15 protein-coding genes are annotated in these 22,540 nt (G+C 57.2%); 10 read left to right on the forward strand and 5 right to left on the reverse strand.

Translation table 11 applies throughout. The features are described from left to right. The first annotated feature begins 197 nt into the window (after positions 1–197). The 7 genes from HDF15_RS22660 (at position 198) to HDF15_RS22690 (ending at position 9,002) form a co-directional block, all read left to right on the forward strand. On the forward strand, positions 198–1,301 hold the full coding sequence (locus HDF15_RS22660; protein WP_184259774.1) for an SIS domain-containing protein: 1,104 nt from the start codon (positions 198–200) through the stop codon (positions 1,299–1,301). Between the two features lie 32 nt (positions 1,302–1,333). After that, on the forward strand, positions 1,334–2,710 hold the full coding sequence (locus tag HDF15_RS22665; protein WP_260331282.1) for a sugar porter family MFS transporter: 1,377 nt from the start codon (positions 1,334–1,336) through the stop codon (positions 2,708–2,710). A 24-nt stretch (positions 2,711–2,734) separates the two neighbouring features. Further along, on the forward strand, positions 2,735–3,772 hold the full coding sequence (locus HDF15_RS22670) for an ROK family protein (RefSeq protein WP_260331283.1): 1,038 nt from the start codon (positions 2,735–2,737) through the stop codon (positions 3,770–3,772). A 53-nt stretch (positions 3,773–3,825) separates the two neighbouring features. Continuing rightward, the gene (locus HDF15_RS22675) at positions 3,826–4,683 is read left to right on the forward strand and encodes a fumarylacetoacetate hydrolase family protein (RefSeq protein ID WP_184259780.1); all 858 of its coding nucleotides are present in this window, start codon (positions 3,826–3,828) and stop codon (positions 4,681–4,683) included. 119 nt (positions 4,684–4,802) lie between these two features. Then, positions 4,803–6,152 (forward strand): APC family permease, encoded by a 1,350-nt coding sequence (locus tag HDF15_RS22680; RefSeq protein WP_311733188.1) that lies wholly within the window; start codon positions 4,803–4,805, stop codon positions 6,150–6,152. A gap of 31 nt (positions 6,153–6,183) precedes the next feature. After that, entirely contained in the window at positions 6,184–7,464 is a 1,281-nt protein-coding gene (locus HDF15_RS22685) for an amidohydrolase family protein (protein WP_184259786.1), read from the forward strand. A 902-nt stretch (positions 7,465–8,366) separates the two neighbouring features. Then, on the forward strand, positions 8,367–9,002 hold the full coding sequence (locus HDF15_RS22690) for a hypothetical protein (protein WP_184259789.1): 636 nt from the start codon (positions 8,367–8,369) through the stop codon (positions 9,000–9,002). Positions 9,003–9,010: 8 nt separating this feature from the next. Here the strand turns inward: HDF15_RS22690 and HDF15_RS22695 are convergent, their stop codons facing one another. From HDF15_RS22695 to HDF15_RS22705, 3 genes are read right to left on the reverse strand one after another with little or no spacing between them, the layout of a single operon-like run. Next, positions 9,011–10,360 (reverse strand): gluconate:H+ symporter, encoded by a 1,350-nt coding sequence (locus HDF15_RS22695; protein ID WP_184259792.1) that lies wholly within the window; start codon positions 10,358–10,360, stop codon positions 9,011–9,013. Between the two features lie 31 nt (positions 10,361–10,391). Continuing rightward, positions 10,392–10,784 carry a RidA family protein gene (locus HDF15_RS22700; protein ID WP_184259795.1) on the reverse strand — a complete coding sequence of 131 codons (393 nt, stop codon included), beginning with the start codon at positions 10,782–10,784 and terminating at the stop codon, positions 10,392–10,394. A 41-nt stretch (positions 10,785–10,825) separates the two neighbouring features. Next, positions 10,826–12,280 carry an amidohydrolase family protein gene (locus HDF15_RS22705; protein ID WP_184259798.1) on the reverse strand — a complete coding sequence of 485 codons (1,455 nt, stop codon included), beginning with the start codon at positions 12,278–12,280 and terminating at the stop codon, positions 10,826–10,828. Between the two features lie 88 nt (positions 12,281–12,368). Here HDF15_RS22705 and HDF15_RS22710 point away from each other — a divergent pair, with 88 nt between their 5' ends. Further along, entirely contained in the window at positions 12,369–13,649 is a 1,281-nt protein-coding gene (locus HDF15_RS22710) for an amino acid deaminase (RefSeq protein WP_221314578.1), read from the forward strand. 77 nt (positions 13,650–13,726) lie between these two features. On the opposite strand, the gene HDF15_RS22715 is transcribed toward HDF15_RS22710, so the two are convergent. Next, positions 13,727–14,659 carry an alpha/beta hydrolase gene (locus HDF15_RS22715; RefSeq protein WP_260331284.1) on the reverse strand — a complete coding sequence of 311 codons (933 nt, stop codon included), beginning with the start codon at positions 14,657–14,659 and terminating at the stop codon, positions 13,727–13,729. Positions 14,660–14,826: 167 nt separating this feature from the next. Beyond that, positions 14,827–17,085, reverse strand: coding sequence for a GH39 family glycosyl hydrolase (locus HDF15_RS22720; protein WP_184259800.1), 2,259 nt, complete (start codon positions 17,083–17,085; stop codon positions 14,827–14,829). Positions 17,086–17,259: 174 nt separating this feature from the next. Between HDF15_RS22720 and HDF15_RS22725 the strand changes: the two genes are divergently transcribed. After that, a complete protein-coding gene (locus HDF15_RS22725; protein ID WP_184259803.1) occupies positions 17,260–18,333 on the forward strand; it encodes a LacI family DNA-binding transcriptional regulator in 1,074 nt (357 codons plus the stop codon). 156 nt (positions 18,334–18,489) lie between these two features. Continuing rightward, positions 18,490–21,945, forward strand: a complete 3,456-nt coding sequence (locus HDF15_RS22730; protein WP_184259806.1) for a TonB-dependent receptor — start codon at positions 18,490–18,492, stop codon at positions 21,943–21,945. The last annotated feature ends 595 nt before the right edge of the window (positions 21,946–22,540 follow it).

The following is a 22,540-nucleotide window of genomic DNA, read 5'->3' on the forward strand; positions in this document are numbered from 1 at the left end:
CTTGCTTTCTGTCTCTTGTCGAATGATACTAAGTAAACATTAGGAAGTATATGGCCGGAAGCCGGTGATGCAGAGGTTATAGCGTTGTTCGTTACCCCCATGAGAGTTTGCGGCATAGCTCCAGGAGCATGCCAGAGGGGCGAATCCCGTGAAGAAGAGAACGTGGTTGTTGTGAATTTTCCGGATCGAGGAGTGGAATGGGAGAAGTGAGTCAAAAAGCACCACGCTGGATCTCTGGGATCGAGCCCTCGAAGGAACTGCTTGCGGCCAACGGGACACAGATCCTCGAGATAGAGTGCCGGGAGCAGCCGGATCGGCTTCGCGACTTGATTCGGGCCTATCGCAGCGATCCGGCCCTTCGCGCCGAGTTGAAGAAGTTCCGGGATATTGCAGCAAAGAAAGGGCCAATCCTCTTCATCGGTATGGGCGCCTCCTTCTGCTCTTCCATCAGTGGCTCGGTACTTCTTCAGACGTACGGACGGTCCTCGTATTCAGTCGACGCGGGCGAGTGGCTGCACTATGCGCGGCCAACCTGGGATGATGCGGCACTGTCCGTGCTGCTTACTACCTCCGGTGAGAGCGCCGAGTTGGTAGAACTCTTCAAACTGGGCGGCGACAGGGAACTGGGACTCATTTGCAACAACCCCGCGAGTACCTGCTGGAGACTGGCGGAAAACAAGCTTCCGATTATGGCTGGCCCAGAGTACGGCAATGCGACGAAGACCTACACCAACGCTACGGCTGCTTCCATCATCCTCGCGTCGGAGATGCTGGGCCGTCCCTGGGAGGATGAGGCTGCGCACGTGGCGGAGATCTTTGCGGCGAACCTGGACCCCGTCTTCGCGCTGCGCGGCGAACTTGAAGCGTTCTGCCGGGGGGCGGCCAATACGGAGATTATCGGTCGCGGAGCGGCTTACGGTGGCGCTATTATGAGCGCGCTCTGCATTCGCGAGATGAGCGGTCACAGGGCGGCGGCGCATACCGGCGCAGGATTCCGGCATGGCCCCAATCTGGATGTGGATGCCTCCCACGTGGCGATCATCTTCGCTCTCGGGCGGGTTGCGGCACTGGGAGTCAAGCTCGCAGAGGAGTGCAATCGTCGCGGCGGTAAGGTTGTTCTGGTGAGTACGGAAAGCCACGAGGCGACCGACAAGCTATTTCCTGTCCGGATCGATGCGGTTCCGGAGCCCTGGGAGGGCATCACCTCGCTGCTGGTACCGCAGGCGTTGACCCTTGGCATGGTGGAGAGAACAGGATGCCGGCTCCCGCCACGTTTTCAATACGGCGTGATGGAACAGTAGATATGAGCACCTTCGTCAGTCGAGAGGAAATCTTGCCCAACACGGAAACCGTTCTACAAACCCACGTCCGCCGAAACTTCATCTGGAAGGTGTCCTTTATTGCGGGCCTGGGGGGCATTCTCTACGGCTTCGACATGGGTATCATCGCGGCCGCCTTGATCTTTGTGCGCGAATCCTTTTCGCTTTCCACGCGCATGGAAGAGGTGGTGGTGAGCATCGTGCTGGTCGGCGCGATGTTGGGTGCGATTGCGGGAGGCAGCATTGCGGACCGAATCGGCAGACGTGCCACGCTGCTCTGGGGCGGAGGCATCTTCCTCGTCGCCTCACTCCTTGCTCCGGCATCGCCGAACGCGGCTACGCTGATCGTGGCACGCGCTCTGCTTGGAATCGCGATCGGCTTTACGTCCGTTACTGCCCCTGTCTATATCTCCGAGTTGGCGCCTCCGCAGTCTCGCGGGAGGCTTATCGGACTGTACCAGTTTGCGCTCACGGTGGGGATCGCGCTGGCGGACCTGGTGGGATATTGGTTTGCCGGACAACATGCGTGGCGGCTGATGTTTGGCCTGGGAGCCGCGCCAGCAGCCCTGTTTGTCGTTTTGCTCCTCACCCTTCCGGAGAGCCCTCGCTGGCTTTTTGCGCAGAACCGGGTTGCCGAGGCGCAGTCTGTGTTGAGCTCCTATACCGATGAAGCTGGTGCCAGGCTGCTGGTTGAAGATATTCGTTCTGCCCTGGAGCTCAAGGTGGAAAAGCGCTGGAGCGCCCTTTGGAGCCCTGCTGTCCGCGGCTGTCTCCTGATCGCGGTCGGATTCACCGTTCTGCAGCAGGTTACCGGCATCAACACGATCATCTATTACGGACCGCGAATCTTTTCTCTTGCGGGTATCACCTCGAACAGGAGTGCGATCTTCGCGACCCTGCTGGTTGCCGTAACCAATGTGCTGGCCACGATCATTGCGCTGGTACTGGTGGACCGGGTGGGCCGCAAGCCATTGCTCTATGCGGGCATTAGCGGCATGACTGTCTCGCTCTTTCTGTTGGCGTATTCGTTTCACAATCCAGCGGCCTTCGGAGCAGCACCCGGCATCATCGCGACGATCTGCCTGATGGTCTACATCACCTGCTTTGCCTTCAGCATGGGGCCTATCGCCTGGATTCTGGTCTCAGAGGTATTCCCCCTGCAGTTGCGAGGTCGTGGTGTTGCCGCAGCTTCGCTCGGCTCCGGAGCCGCTAATTTTTTAGTCTCGATCACCTTTCTGTCGCTCATTAAAGTTGCGGGCAATTCAGTCACCTTCATCATCTACGGAGCTTTTTGTATCGTTACGCTGCTTTTTGTGCGCTTCATCGTCCCGGAGACAAAAGGGCGTGAACTGGAGAGCATCAGCGCCGGACACGGTGCAACTGTGTCCTAAGGGAACACAAGAGAAACCATCATCATGCAAACCCGCTTACACGAGGCAATTTCAGGAATGACACAACGGCAGACTCAGAGCCCCATCGCTGTCCATAAGAACTCTGTGGCAACAGAGGACACTGGCTATGTCGCCGGCATAGATCTTGGAGCGACGAATTTACGCCTGGCGCTTGCTGATATGTCCGGCACTGTCCTGGGGCGGTGGGATTCCTCTACCGCAGGCGTTCGCGGTGCGGAGGCGGTGATCTCGCTCATCAAGGAAGGTGTGGAGAGTCTCCTGCAGAAGGTCTCCGCGCCGCGTGAGGCGCTGAAGGCCGTTGCAGCCGGCGCTCCCGGTATTACCGACGTCGATGCGGGAATCGTGATCGCAACATCCTATCTCATGGGCTGGCGAGACGTTCCTCTGCGCGCTCTGCTTGAGGGCGCCTTCAACACACCGGCCACAGTGGATAACGATGTGAACCTTGCGGCCATCGGCGAAAGCTGGACGGGTGCTGCAAAGGGCGTACGCGATTTCGTGTTCGTTGCGATTGGAACCGGTGTTGGCGCAAGTCTCATCCTGAACGGCAGTCCCTACCGGGGAAGGGCCTGGGCGGCGGGCGAAATCGGCTACATGCTTGTGCCCGGCACCTCGGGCATCCCGGGGGATCGTGGTGAACCCGGAGCTCTCGAGAGCATGATCGGAGGCGAAGGCATCAAGGCGGAATGGCAGAATCTTTGGAGTGCGGAGAGCACGGCACTGCCGAAGGATCTGACTGCGACCCAGATCTTCGATCATGCGCTTGCCGGAGATTCGCTGGCGCAGACCCTTCTGCAGCAGACGGCTCGCATCCTGGCATATGCCATCTACAACATGACCCTGGTGTTGAACTGCCCGCTCTTCGTGCTGGGTGGAGGCGTCGGAATGCACCCGGCACTCTGCAGCGAAACGCAAAAGATGCTGGAGAAATTAAATATGCGAACCCAGCCAGAACTGGCGCACAGTGCTTTGGGAACGGATGCGCAGCTAATGGGAGCCCTGCGTCTGGCGCTCGATACGGCAGGCTCTCTTCGCAGATAACGGTTGATAGCGAATCATTTCAAACTACGGCTCAACAATGAAAGGTGATGCTCATGCGATTTGCTGTATTCAGTAGTGAAGGACGGGAAGGGCTCGCGGTAACAGCTCCGGGTGGGGAGTTCCACGGTCTGTTCAGCGGAGATGCAGGGTACCCCGGATCGCTGGATAGTCTCGTACGGAAGGGCCGCAGTGCGCTCGATGCGGCAGCGGTGGCATTAGGGAAGGGATTCGCCGTCGATCTCGACAAGGTCACACTGCACCCACCGCTATCGGCTCCCGGAAAGATCATCTGTGTGGGGCTCAACTACGTCGATCATTCGATTGAGAGCGGCTTCGTCGTGCCGGACTATCCCACCATCTTCACGCGTTTTACCTCCAGTCTGCTTGGCGCCGGTACGCCTATTATTCGTCCCACGGTTTCGACCCAGTTGGATTACGAAGGCGAGATGGTTGCCGTCATCGGCGTTGCCGGACGACACATTGCGGAGCAGGACGCTCTCGACCACGTGATCGGCTATTCGATCTTCAACGACGCCTCGGTTCGTGACTATCAGAAGAAGTCTCCGCAATGGACCATCGGAAAGAACTTCGACAATACAGGGGCGTTCGGTCCTTACCTGGTAACTGCCGACGAGCTCTCGCCCGGAGGGAAAGGGTTGCACATCCAGACCCGACTGAACGGCACCGTGGTCCAGGATGCTTCGACGGATGACATGGTGTTCAGCGTGGCGCGGCTGATCTCGATCCTGAGTGAAGCGATTACGCTTTCTCCTGGAGATATCTTCGTGACCGGTACACCGGCAGGTGTTGGCATGGCACGAAAGCCGCCGCTGTTTATGAAGCATGGTGATGTCTGTGAAGTCGAGATAGAAGGAATCGGTATCTTGCGCAACACCGTACAGGACGAATAAGCGCTGCAGAACTGTCAACCACCTAGTCAAGGGGCACTATGTCGGTGAGCGAAACAGTATCCACCCCACAAGCCGGCGAGACACGACTCAGGCGCAATGCGCTCTCACTGAGTCACGTCGTGGCGACTACTCTCGCAGGTATTGCCCCGGCGATGAGTTTCTTCTTCGGCTTTGCGGTGATTGTGCAAGGGGCTGGACTTGCGGCGCCCTTGACCATCCTCACCGCGATGGTCGCGATTCTGTTTCTGACGAATACCATCGCGGAGTTCTCCCGCTTCACGCCATCGGCGGGGTCCTTTGTCACCTTTACCGGTAAGTCCTTCGGGCCTTCTGTCGGTGCTGCTGTCTCGGTGTTCGTCATCTTCGGCTATATCGTAGCCGCATCGACGATCGTCGCCATTGCGGGTGTCTGGATCTCTGAGACGCTGAGGATCTTTCTTGGCCTATCCGTGAATTGGGCTCTTCTTATGGTGCTGCTAGCGGCTGGAACCGGCTGGCTGGTGATGCGAGGCGTTGGTCTCTCGACGCGCTGGTCCGGCGTATTCTTTTACTTCGAAGCCGGGTTGCTGGTTCTGGGAAGCATCCTGATGCTGACCGCTCATCCTCACTTCCTGACGCTTGCGCCCTTCAGGTTTTCGAGTCTGACCGGAGGTCTTACGGGCCTGGGTGTAGGGTTTCCGCTGGCCATCTATCTCTTCATCGGTTGGGAGAACTCTGCCACACTCGCGGAGGAGACGGAGAATCCACGACACAATATTCCACGAGCTTTGATCACCGGAACGTTGACGATCGGCATCTTTTATATCTTCCTCGCCTATGCGACGGCGGCTGGATTCAAGATGGATGCGCATGCGCTTGGAGCGTCGCGACTCCCTTTTATCGATGGATTAAAAGCCTCGGCGCCTGCCTTGCTGGCAGTAGCGTATCTTGCTGGGGTTACCAGCATTCTGGGCTCGCTGATCGGCCTCGTAAACTCCCAGGCACGCATTCTCTTCAACTCCGGACGCGAAGGCCTGCTGCCGGAGTTTCTTGGCAAGATTCATCCACGGCATCAGACGCCGCATAGCGCGATGTGGGTGTTTCTACTCATCGCTGTTGCACTGATCCTCGGGTTCTGCCTGCTCGGCGGAATCGCACCCATGGACTATTTCGGCTTTGCCGGAACACTCGGTACTGTCCCGATCATTCTCACTTATATGCTCACCAATCTCGCACTGCCGGTCTACATCGTCCGGTATCAACGGCACGAACTCAACATCGTTCGCCATGTCGTGATGCCGATCGCCGGCACTTTGGTTATGTTTTTCCCTTTGTGGGGTTTTGTTCAGCCAGGGCAATCCTGGCCCTTCAATGTATTGCCCTGGATCGTATTAGGGGTTCTCGTTCTATCCGTCCTCTATGGCACGGTGATCGCGCGATTGTCTCCTGGCCTCGCGCGGCGTATCGGTGCTTACGTAGCAGATCAGTAAAGCCAACTATTCAATATCGAAGGAGTTCACCATGATGAATCGAGTTCTTTTTCGCGGTGCCAGTGTCTGGGACGGTAGCGGTGCTCCGGCCTTTCTGGCCGACGTGCTTGTTGAAGGCTCCAGAATCAAGACCATTGCTCGCGCGCCGGACCGGCTTGCCACAGAGGGCGCTACGGTGATCGAAGCCCGCGGCAGAACGCTGATGCCGGGCCTTGTCGAAGGGCATGCGCACATCTCGTTCGGCGGCGCGGTGAACGATTCCGATCTGGGGAATATTCCTCCCGAAGAGCACATGCTGCTGACGGTACGGAATGCGAAGACCTTGCTGGACCACGGCTTTACCAGCGCTTATAGCGCGGCTACTTCAAAATTGCGGCTCGATGTTGTTATTCGCAATGCGGTGAATGCGGGGGAGTTTCCTGGGCCACGCATCCGTGCGGGCAGCCCGGAGATTACGGTCACCGGAGGCCTCGGCGACGAACGCAAGGCACATATGTATTACGAGAGCTTTGGCATGATCGCCGATGGTGTTGAAGAGATCAAGAAGGTAGTCCGTCTATGTTGTCGTGAGGGCGTGGACAACATCAAGGTGAATATCTCGGGAGACGATCTCAGTCCGGCGGCTCATGGCGGCCTGACTGTGATGCGCGAGGACGAGATCCAGATGGCCGTCAGTGTCGCACGTGACTTCAACAAGAAAGTGAATTGCCATGCGCGCTCGGCGGAGTCCGTAAAGCGAGCCGTTCGTTGCGGTGTGGATGTGATCTATCACTGCGAGTCTGCGGATGAAGAAGCGATCGACATGCTGGAGTCCGCAAAGGATAGGATCTTCGTCGGTCCGGCCATCGGCATTATCTACAGCACGCTCTACGAGGGCGAAAAGTTTGGGTTCTATCGTGACTCCGAGGTGGGGCGGCAGATGCAGCGCGTGATCGACACGACGGCGGAGGTCTATACGGAGCTGCGTAAGAGGGGCGTGCGCATTCTTATTGGTGGAGACTATGGATTCGCCCAGTCGCCACAAGGCGACAATGCGCGGGATCTCAAGCATTTCGTCGATCTGCTAGGCTTCTCTCCGAACGAGGCGCTGCAGTGCGGTACGCGCATCGGCGGACAGGTGATGGGTCTGGGCAAGGAGTTGGGTGAGGTGAAGGAAGGCTATATCGCCGATCTGCTGCTGCTCGATGGCGATCCGCTCAAGGATATCGACCTTGTGGTGCATACGAAGAATCTGCACGTGATTATGAAGGAAGGCGAGCTTTATAAGGATGTTTCTGCGACGGCTACGCTTGAGCATACGGTGGTGGGATAGGAGAACGCTGCCAGTCGCACTGGAAGTTCTTGCTTTGAAGGGGAGGGCTTTCACAGGCTGGGGAAAACTTTTAGCTGGGAAGAAAGTCTTGATCTTTAGGGCCAAAGGCCCGTTTCATACCAGCCTGGGGTGAAGCGCAGCAGCGAGCGGTTTTAGCTCGCTGCAAGCGTAGCCCCAGGTACAGGATCAACTCGAAAGCGGAGGGCTGTAAGCCCGATTCATCTATCGTGCCTGCACAAAGGTGAGTTGGACCTACAGCCCTCAACTTCTACTCCTGCGCCTAACCTGGGGCGTCGCTCCCCGAGCACGACGCTATCGCGTGTTGCCCCTGGTTCGCTTTGCCCCAGGCTGGTATGAATCGGGCCGTTGGCCCTAAAGCGTCTTTATAAGAAACTCACTTCTTCCTCCTTAGGATGGAGATGACAGTTTCGATTATGCCGACACCTCCTAATACGCCTCTTTCCCGACCCGGTACGCCGATTCTTCCTCCACTGCCTAAGAGCTCGCCACCGTTGGTTGGAGTGTCCTGGGAGACGAGTTTTACGAAAGGCACCCAGGTAGGTCCGGATCCTAATGCCATTACGGTGAAGTTAGATTCGTTGAGCGAGCTGAACCCCTGGGCCAGTCGTCCAGCGAGTCCAACGCCCATTTCACCTGTCAGTAGTCCGGCTAGCTCAAGGCCAGTTTCTCCAAATCCGTGGGCCAGTCGACCAAGTAGTCCGATCCTGTCTCCCGGACGTCCGATCAGTCCAATGCCAGTCTCTCCAAACCCCTGGGCCAGCCGGCCAGGTAGTCCGATTCTGCCACCCAATCGCCCGATCGGTCCAAGGCCAATCTCTCCGAATCCATGGGCAAGCCAAGGGCCACGGCTCAAGGGCTTCAGTGGAAAGACTCTCGGTGAGTTGAGCAACCTGCTAGGGGAGATTTCCTCATTGATGGTGGCCTACAACCAGGCAACCCCCGGAAGTACCGCGCTCAACTTTCTCGGAGAAAGTCTATTCAGTGTCGGAGGCATGTGGCAGTTCTATTCTGGCCTGAAGGAGTTGGAACGGCGGAAAAACTGGACGTTGATCTTCGACTATATACAAGGAGCCGCAAACACCGTTTCCGGTATTTCAGGCGCAGCCAGTTCCTTTTCGGAAACGCCAGTGGGGGCAGGGAAGACTTCACAGATAGCCTGGGCGATCGGCGAAGGAACAAACATGATTCGGCAGACTCAGGAATACTTCATGGTCGGTGAGAACTGGATCGATGAAGAACAGAGCATCCGTATCGCTCAATTTATGGCCAGCACTTTCAAGCTGGCGGGAATCGTGACGATCTATTCCGGCGGGTCTTCGAAGTATGCGTTCATGGAACTTGCGGGAACACTGATTGGCGCATCCTCGGGAATAGCGAATCTAAGGCACAAGGGGCACTTCACTACTCTGAACTTGACGGCGGTTCGGAAGTATCGGGAGATGTTGGTCTCCATGCAAAATATTGCTACAGCATCCAGGATGATGTCCCATCGGGAAGGTGTAGAGAATCTCGTATAGAACCGTGCTTAGACTACAAGGGCCAAGGCCATCGTAAGCAGCAATGCGACGACGGAGATAATCGTCTCGCAGACCGACCAGGTCTTGATGGTGTCCGCTACGGACATGTTGAAGTATTCCTTGACCAGCCAGAAGCCGCCATCGTTCACGTGAGAGAAGATAAGCGAGCCAGCTCCGGTGGCGATGGCCAGCAACTCGGGGCGGACACCGGTGCTATGTAATGCAATGGGGGCTACGATGCCGGCGGCGGTGGTCATGGCCACGGTCGACGAACCTGTCGCCAAGCGCATCAGCGCGGCGAGCAGCCAGGCCAGCAACAACAGTGGAACGTGGCTGCGCATCGCTACCAGGATGATCGCGTTGGAGACGCCGCTATCCTGCAGGATTCTTCCGAAGCCCGCGCCTGCGCCGACCAGCAGCGTGATGGTTGCGGTCGGCGCGATGCACTCATTGCTGAAACGGAGGATGGTCTCGCGAGAGAAGCCTCGCAGGGTGCCCAGCGTGAAGAAGCTGAAGAGCGCTCCGATCAGCAGTGCCATATCGTCGTTGCCGACGAGGCGCAAGGCTTCATTCAACCTGCTCCCGGGGGCAGAGAGCCCATTGGCCCAGCTACCCATCAACATAAGAAACACCGGCAGCAGGATGGTGAACAAGGTGAGTCCGAAGCTGGGTAGTTTGCGTTCTGTGCCGTGGTCGGCGAACTGCGCAGCCATGGGGTTATCCGGCGCAAGCTTGATGTGGGGCGCGATCAGCTTCGCGTAAAGCGGACCGGCGATGACGATGGTCGGAACCCCGATGAGCAAGGCGTAGAAGATCGTACGGCCTACATCCGCTTTGAAGATGGTGACTGCCATCAAGGCCGCGGGATGTGGAGGGACCAGGCCGTGGACGACGGAGAGCCCGGCCAGCATGGGCAAACCGACGAGGATGAGCGAAGTCTTGGTGCGCCGGGCAACCGTAAATGCAATCGGGATCAGGAGGACGAAGCCCACTTCAAAGAAGGCCGGCAGGCCGACCACAAGGCCGATAAGAGCCATGGCCCAGGGAATATTCTTTTCGCCGAAGAGACGGATGAGGGTGTACGCGATCTGGTCCGCGCCGCCCGACTCCGCCATCATCTTGCCGAGCATGGTGCCGAGTGCTACCACGATCGCGATGTGTCCCAGGGCACCGCCGACGCCGGTTTCAAAGGAATGAACGATGCTGGTAGCCGGCATGCCTGTAGCTACGGCAAGTGACAGAGCCGTGAGAAACAGGGTGATGAACGGGTTCAGCTTGAAGACGGCAATCAGCAGGATCAGGCCGATGACGGAGATCAGCGCCGAGACGAGCAGAAAGATGGTGTGGTGATCGATCATGACCGCGCCTCCAGTTGATGGAGCCCGGGGATCATGCGGCTGGCGCCTTGTAGGCCACGCAGTCAATCTCTACCTTGCAGTCGACGACCATGCTCGATACGACGCAGGCGCGTGCAGGCGGATTTTCGCCGAAGAATTCTTTGAAGACCTTGTTGAACGAGGAGAAGTCGCGCGGGTCTTCGAGCCATACGCCGCAACGCACGACGTCTTCCGGGCCATAGCCTGCTTCGTTCAGAATCGCGAGGAGGTTGCGAATGGCCTGCTGAGACTGGGCAACGATATTGCCCGTGATGACTTCGCCATCGACCATGGGGACCTGGCCCGAGACGTACAGCCAGCCGTTGGCTTCTACCGCGCGTGCAAAAGGGAGGTGCTGCCCGCCTGTGCCCTTACCGCCCTCTACGCCATATCGCTTGATGCTCATTGTTCTATTCCTCTCAAACTGGATGATCGAATTCTATTGAATTATTGAAGCCATGACGTCTTACCGCGAGAAAGAAAACGTCCGCCGCGCTCTGCTGTGGCTCCCTCGGTGGAATAGGAGAGAACACCGTTTACCCATACGCTCACAAGGCCCTCTGAGGCGCGCACAGGATCGGTGAAGGTGGCTGTGTCCCTGATCTTCTCGGGATCGAAGAGCACCAGGTCGGCGAAGTATCCCTGGCGAATCATTCCGCGCTCTTCGAGCCCAAACCGCTGGGCGGGCATTTGAGTCATCTTGTGAATGGCCGCAGGAAGGGAGAGCAGCTTTTCTTCGCGGCTATAGCGGCCCAGGACCCGAGGAAACGTGCCCCACAGGCGAGGGTGCGGCCGCGGATCGTTGGGCAGGCCATCGGAGCCGATCATGGTGGCGGGATGGCAGAGTATCCGGCGCATGTCTTGTTCGGAGATGCTGTGATAGATCGCTCCGGCCGGTTGCAGACGGCGTGCCGCATCCACCTGGGGTAGGTCCCATGCCGCTGCGATCTGCGCCAGGGATTGTCCTGCCATCTCCGGATGGGGCGTGCTCCAGGTGATCGTGATCTCTACGCGCTCGTCTACCTGGCGCAGATCGAGGGTGCTCGAACCGGCTGCGTAGGGGTAGCAGTCGCAGCCGACCTGTTGCGAGTCACGTGCCTCTTCCAAGGCTTGCAGGACCTCGCCGCTGCGGCCCCAGTTGGCGATGCCGGCACATTTCAGATGAGAGATGATGACCGGGATGCGGCTCAGACGTCCAATCTCGAAGGCCTCGTTCATGGCATCGAGGATAGCTTCGGTCTCGGAGCGCATGTGCGTCGTGTAGACGGCTCCTGCTGCGGCAAGAGGCTGTGCCAGCGCCAGTACCTCTTCGGTTGAGGCCGCATTGGCCGAGAGATAGGCTAGGCCGGAGCTGAGCCCGAGTGCGCCGCCGTCGAGGGCCTCCTGCAACTGCGCGCGCATGGCTGCGATCTCGTTCCCGGTTGCAACACGGTCGAGCCGGTCCATATGGTTATTGCGCAACGAGGTATGGCCGATCAGCGCTCCAACGTTTACTGCAGGCTGTGCTTCACGGATCGCCTCTACATACGCTGCAAAGGTCGGGTAACGGAAGGCTGCTGCATCGCCGAGCAGGTTCATGGGGTCTGGTGGTTCACCGCGCAACTGCACGGGAGAAGCACTGATGCCGCAGTTGCCTACGATGACCGTGGTGACGCCTTGCGAGAGCTTCGGCAGCATTGCTGGAGTCTGGATCACGCTGGTGTCGTCGTGGGTGTGGACATCGATAAAGCCCGGTGAGAGTGAGAGCCCTTTTGCATCTACGATTGCTTTCGCGCTGTAATCGAGGGATGGCCCGATCTCGCAGATGCGGTCGCCACGGAGAGCGACGTCAAGGAGCTCGGGAGTGGCACCGCTGCCGTCCAGTATGCTGGCATTTCGGATTAGCGTATCGCAATTCAACATCTTGTTGTTCCTAGCATAATAGGCTGAATACATTTGGTGATGTGGGTTATCGCATTCTTATTTCTGCGACCTACCGGAGGTTCTTTCCTTGAACGATAAACAAGCCACGCATACCGTTGCTTTTCCCGCGATGACTTCGCTGAACAAAGGCCTGGGGCATCTGGGGCGACCGGTCGCATCCGGAGAGATCGCATCGCTTGGCTGGAACCTGTTGGCCGAGGATCTCAGCCTGCCGTCGGCTGTTCTCTATGAGGACCGGTTGCTGCACAACCTTAACTGGATGCAGGAATTCATCGCAGCCTATGGGGTAAAGCTCGCGCCTCATGGAAAAACCACGATGGCTCCGCAATTGTTCAGGCTGCAACTACAAGCGGGTGCCTGGGGGATTACGCTCGCGACCGCGCATCAAACGCTCGTTGCCTATGAGCATGGAGTACGCCGCATTTTGATGGCGAATCAACTGGTCGGCAAAGAGAACATGGCGATCATCTCGCGCCTGTTGCAGGACCAAAGCTTTGACTACTACTGCCTGGTGGATTCGGCGGCACAGGTCGATCAGCTTGGGGCATTTTTTTCTCAGACCGGGCAGCGGTTGCAGGTGTTGCTTGAGCTGGGAGCGATGGGTGGCCGTACCGGCGTTCGCGATGAGGCGCAGTTGCAGACCGTGCTCGAGGCCCTGGCTCGTTGGAGCGCCTCCATCGCTCTATGCGGCGTTGAGATGTACGAAGGCGTTCTTGCAGAAGAGGAGGCCATTCGTGCCTTTCTGCACCGAGCAGTTGCTGTGACACGGACGCTTGCCGAGGAGAAGCGCTTCGAACGCGCGCCTGCTCTGCTCTCAGGTGCTGGCTCGGCATGGTATGACGTGGTTGCCGAAGTATTCTCCGCTGCCGGCTTCGGAGACAATGTAGAGATCGTCCTTCGCCCCGGCTGCTATCTCACCCACGATATTGGTGCGTATCGTGATGCCCAGACACAGATCCTGGAACGCAATCCGATTGCGCGTCGAATGCGCTCCGGTCTATTGCCCGCGCTTCATGTCTGGGCCTACGTGCAGTCAGTGCCGGAGCCGGAGAAGGCGATTATTGCGATGGGTAAACGGGATGCCGCTTTCGATGCAGGACTGCCGGCACCTGCGCTGCACTTCAGACCTGGCGGGGCAGTGCCAAAGTCAGCACCCGCGCATTGGACGCTTACGAAGATGATGGACCAGCACGCCTACCTGCAGATTGCGGAAAGGGACGACCTTCGCGTCGGCGATATGATCGGCTTCGATATCTCGCATCCTTGCCTGACCTTCGACAAGTGGCGTTCGTTGCTGGTGCTAAACGCGGAGTATCAGGTAGTCGATGCGGTTCAGACCTTCTTCTGAGTGACGGATGTCTAGCTCTGCCGGCAGTCACTACACATCATTGACCCTGGCGGAGCTAGACCGCCCCAGTTCTCCTACTACGAAAGTATTGCTATCGTCCGCAGCCATCTCTCCACGAGTTGAGGCCATTCTGTAATCGACGAGTTTGTTTTCCGTAGCCCGAATGCATGGCCGCCCTGTGCGAACAGATGCATCTCCACGGGAACCCCTGCATTTTTGAGCGCAATGTAATAAACCAGTGAGTCATTCACGTTGTCGACGTGGTCATCCTCCGCTTGCAACAAAAAGGTAGGAGGGGTTTGCCTACTGACGGGAATCTTTGGAGTCAACTGTAATCCAATGTGGGAGGCCCGGAGATGGCCTGGATAAAGGGCTACGGCAAAGTCCGGACGACAGTTTACTTTATCGGCTTCATCCAGGAGCGGATACACGCGTTTGTCGAAGTTCGTGCTGATGTCTGCTACCAGATACCCGCCCGCAGAAAATCCCAGTACCCCAATCTTGTGTGGATCGACGTGGTACTGGGCTGCATGGAAACGAATCAGCCGCATCGTCCTCTGCGCATCTTCAAGCGCCATGGGCGCTTTGGGGTATCTTTGATTTCCGGCGTCGTCATGCGGACCTGAATCAGGGACACGGTACTTCAGAAGCACACAGGTGATTCCCTTGGAAACTAGCCAATCGCACGCTTCCGTTCCTTCGAGATCGATCGCCAGGACAGAAAAGCCCCCGCCAGGAAAGACGATGACCGCGGCACCGGTGTTGATACCCTTCGGCGAATAAACCGTCATCGTTGGCTGGGTTACGTTGTCAATTTCCGTTGCCGACTTACCGGCAACTAGAAAAGTTGTGCCGGACGATAGCGCAAATTCAGGTCCCTTCGCCGGCTGCGCATCGGGAACCTTTCCTGGCCATATCGGTACTTGTTTATGGCCAGGCGATGGCTGCCAATCAAATTTCTGTGCGCCCAACATGCCGGGCATGCACACAACACAAAGAGCAATGATCAAAGGCTTAATCACGGTCTCCGCAGACAGCATAGAGCAAGACAACCCCTCTCCTGAATGAAGAGAGAGTCGGAGAACCCTCCTCGTCACTTGATTCCGGCTCGTCAGCCACTTGGAAGTTGTATCGGCGACGAGATGGGTTAGCTCATCTCGTTTCGTAACAGCGTCATCTACCGGCTCGTAAACTTGCCGCGAAGGACAACGATGGAGGCCGCCGGCAGTTCGTAACGTGTTGCCTTGTCTGCCTCGAAGTTGCGCGAGCTGATCGGGCCGTCCGGATCGGCGGAACCGCCGGGGCTCGGGGTGTCGGCGGCCAACGGTTGGTGAGCGTTGAAGTCGTGTTGCGGTGTCTTCCAGTGATATTGATCGCGGCCGAAGGTAGCTTCGTGAACTTGTCCTGAGAAGAAATAGCTTTCGCCGCCGCGTTGCTGGTTTTGAAAGACGAGATTCAGCTTGTGGCTGCTGTGCTGGTCTTTATTGATGAGCATGACGGACCATTCGCCATCAGGCCGTTCTACCGCGTAGGCAGTTACGATGGAGTGCCCGGCGCCGTCGTCAAGGTCGGCTACGGCAGGGAAGAGCGTATGCATGCCGCCGTCATGCTGGAGCCACTCGCGGTTAATCATCTGGCTGGCGAAGAACTGCGAGAGTGGCTGTTCGATCTGATTGTCAGCGCTGACTTTAAACATGCCGAAGGTGCCTGGAGAATCGTTGCAGCCGTGTTCTATTGCTAGCGGCAGGTAATGGAAGTAGTAGACCTGGTTGCCCCCGGTGCTGAGATACGACCCGATGTAGTCGGCCAGCCAGAGACCACCGAAGATATCCATGTACGTTTCGCTGGTGGAGGAGGAGAGGTTCGATTCGGTGAGATAGACGGGCAGATCAGGCTGCAGGCCATCATCGCGCCAGACCTTCATGATGTGGCCGATCAGACCGGGCTCCTCGTAGAGGCTGGCCCAACTGATATGGCAGGGATCGTAGGGATAGTGCTCGAAGGAGAAGAACTGCAGGTCCTGCATGCGGCCATGCTGTTTGAGATAGTCGAGAAAGCGGCCGAGCCACGAGGTCTTTCCCTGCGCGTCGGGCCAGACTTCGATGTCCTGATTTGCGCCCTGAAAGGACGGGCCTCCGAGCTTGAGGTTCGGATCGACCTTGCGAAGCGCCGTCGCATATTGCAGGTAGAGTGCGGCGTAATCTTCGGGCTGCATGTATTGGCCGTCCGCTTCTTCGCCCATCTCAATGCTGGATATAGGGTATTTGTGACCTTCGAGGTATCGAACCTCAGCCGCTGCATCTTCGGGTGTGCTGTATAGCATTGCGATGGGCACCATCGCAGGCAGGCCCTGTGTGAGGCCGCTCTGAAAGAAGAGGTCGAAGCCAACCTGTGCTTCCTTGTTGTTCACGTGGCTATCAGGAGTGTGCCACGGGTCGACCGAAGAACTGAAGGTTGCGGTCTGCTCCTGGTCGGCGGTGTGACGAAGCACATCGTGGAAGGCGCCGTCGCTTGACGTGTTTCCAAGGTAGAGCTCACGAATCGCGTAGCCGGCACAGTTGCGGATATCGCTCGCGCCGTGATCGTCACAGGTGTTCGAGGACTGTGTCATTAAGACACGGATATATCGAACGGTTGCAGGGATCTGGGTCAGGTGAAGGAGGGCCGTGCCGCCTGTACCGTTGATGATTTCGCCCTGGGAGAAGGTGTTCCAGACGCCTCGCTTGGGGGCGTGGATGGGGTCCGTGCCGGCGCCGAGCCCACTGCCCAGGCTGGTACCGCTCCAATACTGGACGAGATAGTTTTTCGCGTAGGGCTCGGCCCATACGATCTTCAGCGTGTCGACGGCTGTTTCACTCGCAAGATCGAGGATGACCCACTGTGGATGGAGGGCATCGCTCTCACCTGTAAAGTGGCTCGTGAGATAAGGGTTGCTCTTCCAGTAGGTGCTTTCGTCGCCGTCGGTCAATCGGGAATAGCCCGTGTTTCCCGTACCGTCGTTGCGGGTTACGCCGCGATGCGGGAGTGCATAGCCAAAGGAGTAGCGGATAAATTTGGTCGAACTGGTAGAGCCGGTGAAGTAGCCTTTGCCGGTGGGATCGCTCCAGGTGCCTTCAGGGTTCCAGTGCCAGGCTTCCACGGCGAGGTCGGTGTTCTGGCGATAGGTAACCGGCTGCCATCCGGCTGCAAAGGCCTGGTTTAACACCGGCTTGGTAAAGTCCTTGTCGATGGCCTCGACGGGGATGCGATCAACGCCGGAGCCGAGGGATTCCCGCGGCACAAAGCGATTGACGGCATGGTCCGGCGTGATGTCCACGAGTACGGTCTGCGCGTTGAGCAGGCGCAGCGAAATCAGGCTGAGCGCGGCGAGCAGAAGGCCGTTCCGGTAAAGGGAATGACTTGTGAAGGCGACCGGCGATAAAGGTTGGTTCGACATAGTCGAATCTGTTATACACAGGTGTTGACGAAATATTCAATCGTTTTAATACGATTGGCTTTCGTAAGGCGAAGAGAGGCCTGCGAAGGGGAGACTTGCGATTTTTGCACGGAAGATCCGTATGCAACGTGCATAATCGATAGCGCATTGGTTTGAAGTGGGAGCTTAAAAGAGATGCCGGAGCGTAAATCCAAATCGGCACGTGTGACTCTGGTCGATGTCGCGCGCAAGAGCGGCTTCTCGCCATCCACGGTATCCATCGTGTTGAGCGAGGCTCCGCTTTCGCGTTATGTTGCGGCCCAGACGAAGGAGCGGATTCGCAAGACGGCCCAGTCGCTTGGCTATCGCCCGGACGTCTTCGCGCGCTCTTTGCGCAGCCGCCACAGCCACACGGTTGGAGTGCTGGTCTTCGATATCTCCGATCCCTACTGCGTATTGATCCTGCAGGGCATTGAGAAGACGCTTCTCCCCACGCCGTATCTGCCGATCCTGATGGACGCGCATCACGACCAGAAGCAATTTGAAGGCTATCTCGATCTGCTGATGGAGCGCCGCGTGGAAGGGCTGATCGTAGTGGCGAACTGGCTCTTCGATGAGGGCGGGCTGCTGGTGGGATTAAAGGAAAAGAAGATGCCCATCGTGGTGGTGGGACGGGATGTGACGGAGAAGCAGATCGGCTCCGTGACGGTGGACAACGAGGCTGGCGGCTATGAGGCCATGAAGCATCTGTATGAGCTTGGGCATCGAAAGATCGCCGTCATCCGCGGGCCGGCGAAGTTGAACGACAGCCAGCTCCGCTGGAATGGGATGCAGCGTTTTGCGGCAGAGCAGGGCTTACAGTTCGACCCACGCCGAGTCCGCCAACTGTCTGACGCGCTCGATCCCGTCTCAGGTTTTGAAGGCGGCGTGCAGCTTACCGAAGAGTTGATTCGCTCCCGGTTGAAGTTTACGGCCTTGGTAGCCTTCGACGATCTGACGGCGCTGGGGGCGGTGCGTGGCCTGGCGCGCATGGGGCGCACGGCTCCGCAGGACTGCTCCATCATCGGCTTCGACGACGTGCCGCTGGCCGCGTTGACTACGCCCGGTCTCACCACCATTCGCCAGCCGATGGACGAGATGGGTAGCCTGGCCACCCAGCGGGTACTCGATGTTTTGCAGGAGGTTGGAGAAGCGCGCGAAGTCACGCCGGATCTTCAACTTCTGCCTCCGTCGCTGGTGCTGCGTGATTCGACCTCGAGTCCCAGCTAGATATTTCCCTCTTGACATTCTCCGCGGGACAAGATATCTACACATATCAACTGATATTCAATCGATTTAATACTTCCATGCGAATGTGAGTTATTTCAATCGACGCAGCAGAATAGCAAGTCTGTCACGATCATTTCCTGGATGCACGGAGACCCTATGTCGCTTGCCCTCTTGTCAGGATCCACAGCACGCCGTTTTGGTTATGGAATGCTCCTCCTTGCTCTTCTGCTTGTGACCGGTACCCCTTTGTTGGTGGCCCAGGAAGTTACAGGCACGATCCTGGGCACGGTGACTGACAACTCGGGCGCCGTGGTGCCTGGAGCGAAGGTGACGATCACGAACACGGATCGCAACGCCGTAGTGCGTACGACGAAGACCGGCAAAGAGGGTGAATACTCCGCGCCGCTGCTGCCGATCGGGCTCTATTCGGTGACGATCGAAGGGCCTGGCTTCAAGAAGGCGACGCAGGAGCACATTATCCTGAATGTGAACGATAAGCGCGATGTGAATGCCGTACTCGAGGTGGGAAGCAACAACGAAACGGTGACTGTCGAAGCCAATGCGCTTCAGGTAAACTCCGAATCCGATGCGGCTACGGGACTGATTACCGGCACGCAGGTTCGGGAGTTGTCCTTGCAGAGTCGCAACTATGAAGAACTGGTGCAGTTGATGCCCGGAGTCAGTGCCGATATCGGAGACGCACTCTACGCTGGCGTCAGCGCGCCGAATGGCAACACGAACGAGACAGCATTTTCGCTGAATGGCAGCTTCGGCTCTTCCAATAGCTGGACGGTGGACGGCGCGGACAACGTCGATCGCGGCGGAAACTTCTCTCTACTGAACTATCCCAGCGTCGATGCCATCGACGAATTCAAAGTTCTGCGCGGCAACTACAGCGCTGAATATGGACGCAGCGCGGGTGGCATCATCAGCGTCATCACGCGTTCCGGAAAATCGAAGTTTCATGGCGGCGTTTATGAGTTTTTCCGCAATGACGTGCTCGACGCCAATGATTGGGGCAACAAACAGCAATCGCCCGTTGCGAGTCGTACGCCCTTCCGCTACAACGATTTTGGCTGGACGCTCGGTGGTCCGGTTTTCATTCCTCATCTCTACAATACGGAGCGCAACAAGACATTTTTCTTCTACTCCGAGGAACTGCGACGCGTGGTGCAGCAGAACCCGGTGACGGGCGTGGTGCCTGATGCGAATGAGCGGGCGGGAAATTTTGAGGATCCGGTTTGTAGTGTCTACCCGCAAGCCGTTGGATCATGTCCAGGGCAGATCATTACCAATATAAGCAGCATCAATCCGGCTGCCGCTGCATATCTCAAAGATGTATATTCCCACCTGCCGTTGCCGTCCGATCCAAGCTCGGATCTTCTCTTTGCAAACGAGGGGAACATCTTCAACTTCCAGCAGGAGATCGGTCGTATCGATCACGCCTTTAGTTCGAAGCTCTCCGGTTTCGTGCACTACATCCAGGATTCGATTCCGACGGTCGAAGGCGGCGGCCTGTTCAACGGCAATCCTCTGCCGAATATCACGCAGACTTCAACGGACTCACCGGGGCAGAACGTGGCCGCCAACCTGACGTGGATCATTACCCCAACCCTGCTCAATGAGGTGGAGTATGCGTGGTCGTCCGGAGCGATCAAGAGCCACAACTCAGGTCAGCTAGCTGCCGGCAACTCGCCGGATGTGGTGAGCGACATCACGCTGCCTTTCCAGGAGACGCTGAACCGCATCCCAAGCATCGCTTATGGCGTTGCCAATGCAAGCTTCTTTGGCTTTGGCACGTACGGCGACTTCAATAAGAATAACGCTATCTTCGATAATCTGACGAAGACGATTGGCAGGCACAGCCTGAAGTTCGGCTTCTCCTACAATCACTATGAGAAATCCGAGAACTCGGGCGGAAACAATGCCGGTACATTCAACTTTGCGGCGACACCCTACTCGGACCCAACGGTGAATTCAAAGGCCGAGTTCGAGCAGGAGTTTGCGCTGTTCCTCTCCGGCCAACCCTCTCAGTTTACGCAGTTGGCCAATGACTTCCGCGCCGTCATCTTCCAGAACCAGTTTGAGTTTTTTGGCCAGGATGCGTACAAGCCAATCCCGAATCTGACACTGAGCTTTGGTCTGCGATATTCGATCTTTCGCCAGCCAACGGATGGGAATGGACGCGCAACCAACTTTGCTCCCACACGCTACATCGCCGCGAATGCCCCGGCAATCGACGATAACGGAAATGTCGTAGCAACGCCGAGTTATGACCCGCTCAATGGCGTGATTATTGGAGGCAGCGGAAACGGGGCACACAACTCGCCCTACAATACAGCCGTTGCGCCACAGTTTCACAACGGATACCAGCCACGTATCGGCTTCTCCTTCGATCCCTGGAACAACGGCAAGACCGCCGTACGCGGGGGCTATGGAGTCTTCGTGGATTCTCCGGGTGTTGGATTTCTCGAGAACAGCGAGTTCATCAATCCGCCGTTCGTAGGGAACACAACGGTCGTTGGCGGCACCTTCAATAATCCCGGCGCGGGCAGTACGGCCAACAACAGCGTGCAGTCGTTGGGAGGTATGTCGACAGATTGGCACCAGCCTTATGCGCAACAATGGGATCTAGATATCCAGCGTCAAATTCCTTACGACATCATTCTCGACGTGGGCTACTACGGGTCGAAGGGCACGCATCAGCTTTCTCAGGTGGATATCAATCAACCGTTGCCGGGTACGTATATCAACAATGCAACCATCGAGAATGCCCTGGGGCCCGGCCAGCAGATTACCGCCGATACGGAAAACCTGCTCAACATTATTCGTCCCTATCAGGGGTATGGGCCGATCGACATCTATGAGCCGATCTTCAGCTCCAACTACAACTCGTTTCAGAGCAGCCTGCAAAAGCGTTTCAAGGCGGGATCTCTCGTAAGTGTGAACTACACCTGGTCTAAGTCGTTGACGGACCGCCCCGACCAGGCTGGCGGCAACCTTCCAGTTCCGCAGAACACCTACAATCTGAGTGCTGAATATGGCCCTTCTCGTTTCGACCGCCGCAATGTGTTCAATGCAAACTGGGTCTATGAGTTGCCATTCTTTGCCGAACAAAAGGGACTGACAGGGCGTGTGCTTGGAGGATGGGAGTTCTCCGGAATTGTCGAGTTGCAGTCCGGACAATGGCTCAGCGCAATCGGAAATTCATCGGCAGATCCCGGTGGACTCGGCGTATTTACCTCTGCAACCGCTCCAAATGACCCGAGGCCGGACCAGGTTGGAAACCCGAACCGCCACGCTCCACACACTATTGCTGCGTGGTATGACACAACCGCTTTCGTGGATGTGCCGGCGAATGAATTCCGGCCTGGTAACTCGACACGAGCCAGCATTCTGGGACCCGGAAGTCAGCGCTGGGATATGGCGTTGCTCAAAAACATCAAAGTGTATGGAGATCAGTTGTTCCAGTTCCGCGCCGAGGCCTTCAACGTTTGGAACCACACGAACTATAACAATGTGGATACCACGCAGGACGACGGCACGACAGGGCAGGTACTGGGCGCAGGCGAGAAGCGCATTCTTCAGGTGGCTTTGAAATATAACTTCTAGCCTGGCAAATAGGTTGTGATTGTTGCGACCTGTTTGTGGCGAGCCTGGTAGGTTCGCTGAAGGAAGTTTAGGTAGTGTCTGGTGAATTGTGAACAACGACGAATCACATATTTTGTTCCCCACAGAGATGTCATCCTGAGCGGAGCACCTCGCGCATTTTGCGAGGTGCGGAGTCGAAGGACCCCGAGAGACTTGATCTCACCCTTGCTGTTGGAACCTTTTCCAGTACGAACGTATGGCTCGAGCGCTTGAGGTTGAAAAGGGGCAAAAGGTGCGGGCAAGATGCAGCCCTCGGGGTCCTTCGACTCCGCGTCCCCAAAAGCTGGGACGCTTCGCTCAGGATGACGTTTCTGGTGGGGAGGCGAAGAATAAAAGCTATGCGTGCAGCGAGCTTAATTTCGGTCTGAAAACGGGTCTCCAATCCGTCAGACACACTCTAGCGACTACTCTCCGGGAGACACCTTTCTGAGTCTTCTATACTGGTTACAGCATCCATCTACTAGGGCGTGTTCACACTATTGGCTAGACTTCTGTTAGCCTGTTCGTACCGATGGAACTGACAGAGGCGCAGTATGAACGGATCAAGGAAGCGTTG

The sequence above is a fragment of the Granulicella mallensis genome (assembly GCF_014203225.1).
GTDB lineage: Bacteria > Acidobacteriota > Terriglobia > Terriglobales > Acidobacteriaceae > Granulicella > Granulicella mallensis_A.

Excerpts from the sequence above, each read along its gene's own strand:
- HDF15_RS22660 (WP_184259774.1), top strand. The coding sequence starts at position 198 with ATGGGAGAAGTGAGTCAAAAAGCACCACGCTGGATCTCTGGGATCGAG.
- HDF15_RS22670 (WP_260331283.1), top strand. The coding sequence starts at position 2,735 with ATGCAAACCCGCTTACACGAGGCAATTTCAGGAATGACACAACGGCAG.
- HDF15_RS22675 (WP_184259780.1), top strand. The coding sequence starts at position 3,826 with ATGCGATTTGCTGTATTCAGTAGTGAAGGACGGGAAGGGCTCGCGGTA.
- HDF15_RS22685 (WP_184259786.1), top strand. The coding sequence starts at position 6,184 with ATGATGAATCGAGTTCTTTTTCGCGGTGCCAGTGTCTGGGACGGTAGC.
- HDF15_RS22695 (WP_184259792.1), bottom strand. The coding sequence starts at position 10,360 with ATGATCGATCACCACACCATCTTTCTGCTCGTCTCGGCGCTGATCTCC.
- HDF15_RS22700 (WP_184259795.1), bottom strand. The coding sequence starts at position 10,784 with ATGAGCATCAAGCGATATGGCGTAGAGGGCGGTAAGGGCACAGGCGGG.
- HDF15_RS22705 (WP_184259798.1), bottom strand. The coding sequence starts at position 12,280 with ATGTTGAATTGCGATACGCTAATCCGAAATGCCAGCATACTGGACGGC.
- HDF15_RS22720 (WP_184259800.1), bottom strand. The coding sequence starts at position 17,085 with ATGTCGAACCAACCTTTATCGCCGGTCGCCTTCACAAGTCATTCCCTT.
- HDF15_RS22725 (WP_184259803.1), top strand. The coding sequence starts at position 17,260 with ATGCCGGAGCGTAAATCCAAATCGGCACGTGTGACTCTGGTCGATGTC.
- HDF15_RS22730 (WP_184259806.1), top strand. The coding sequence starts at position 18,490 with ATGTCGCTTGCCCTCTTGTCAGGATCCACAGCACGCCGTTTTGGTTAT.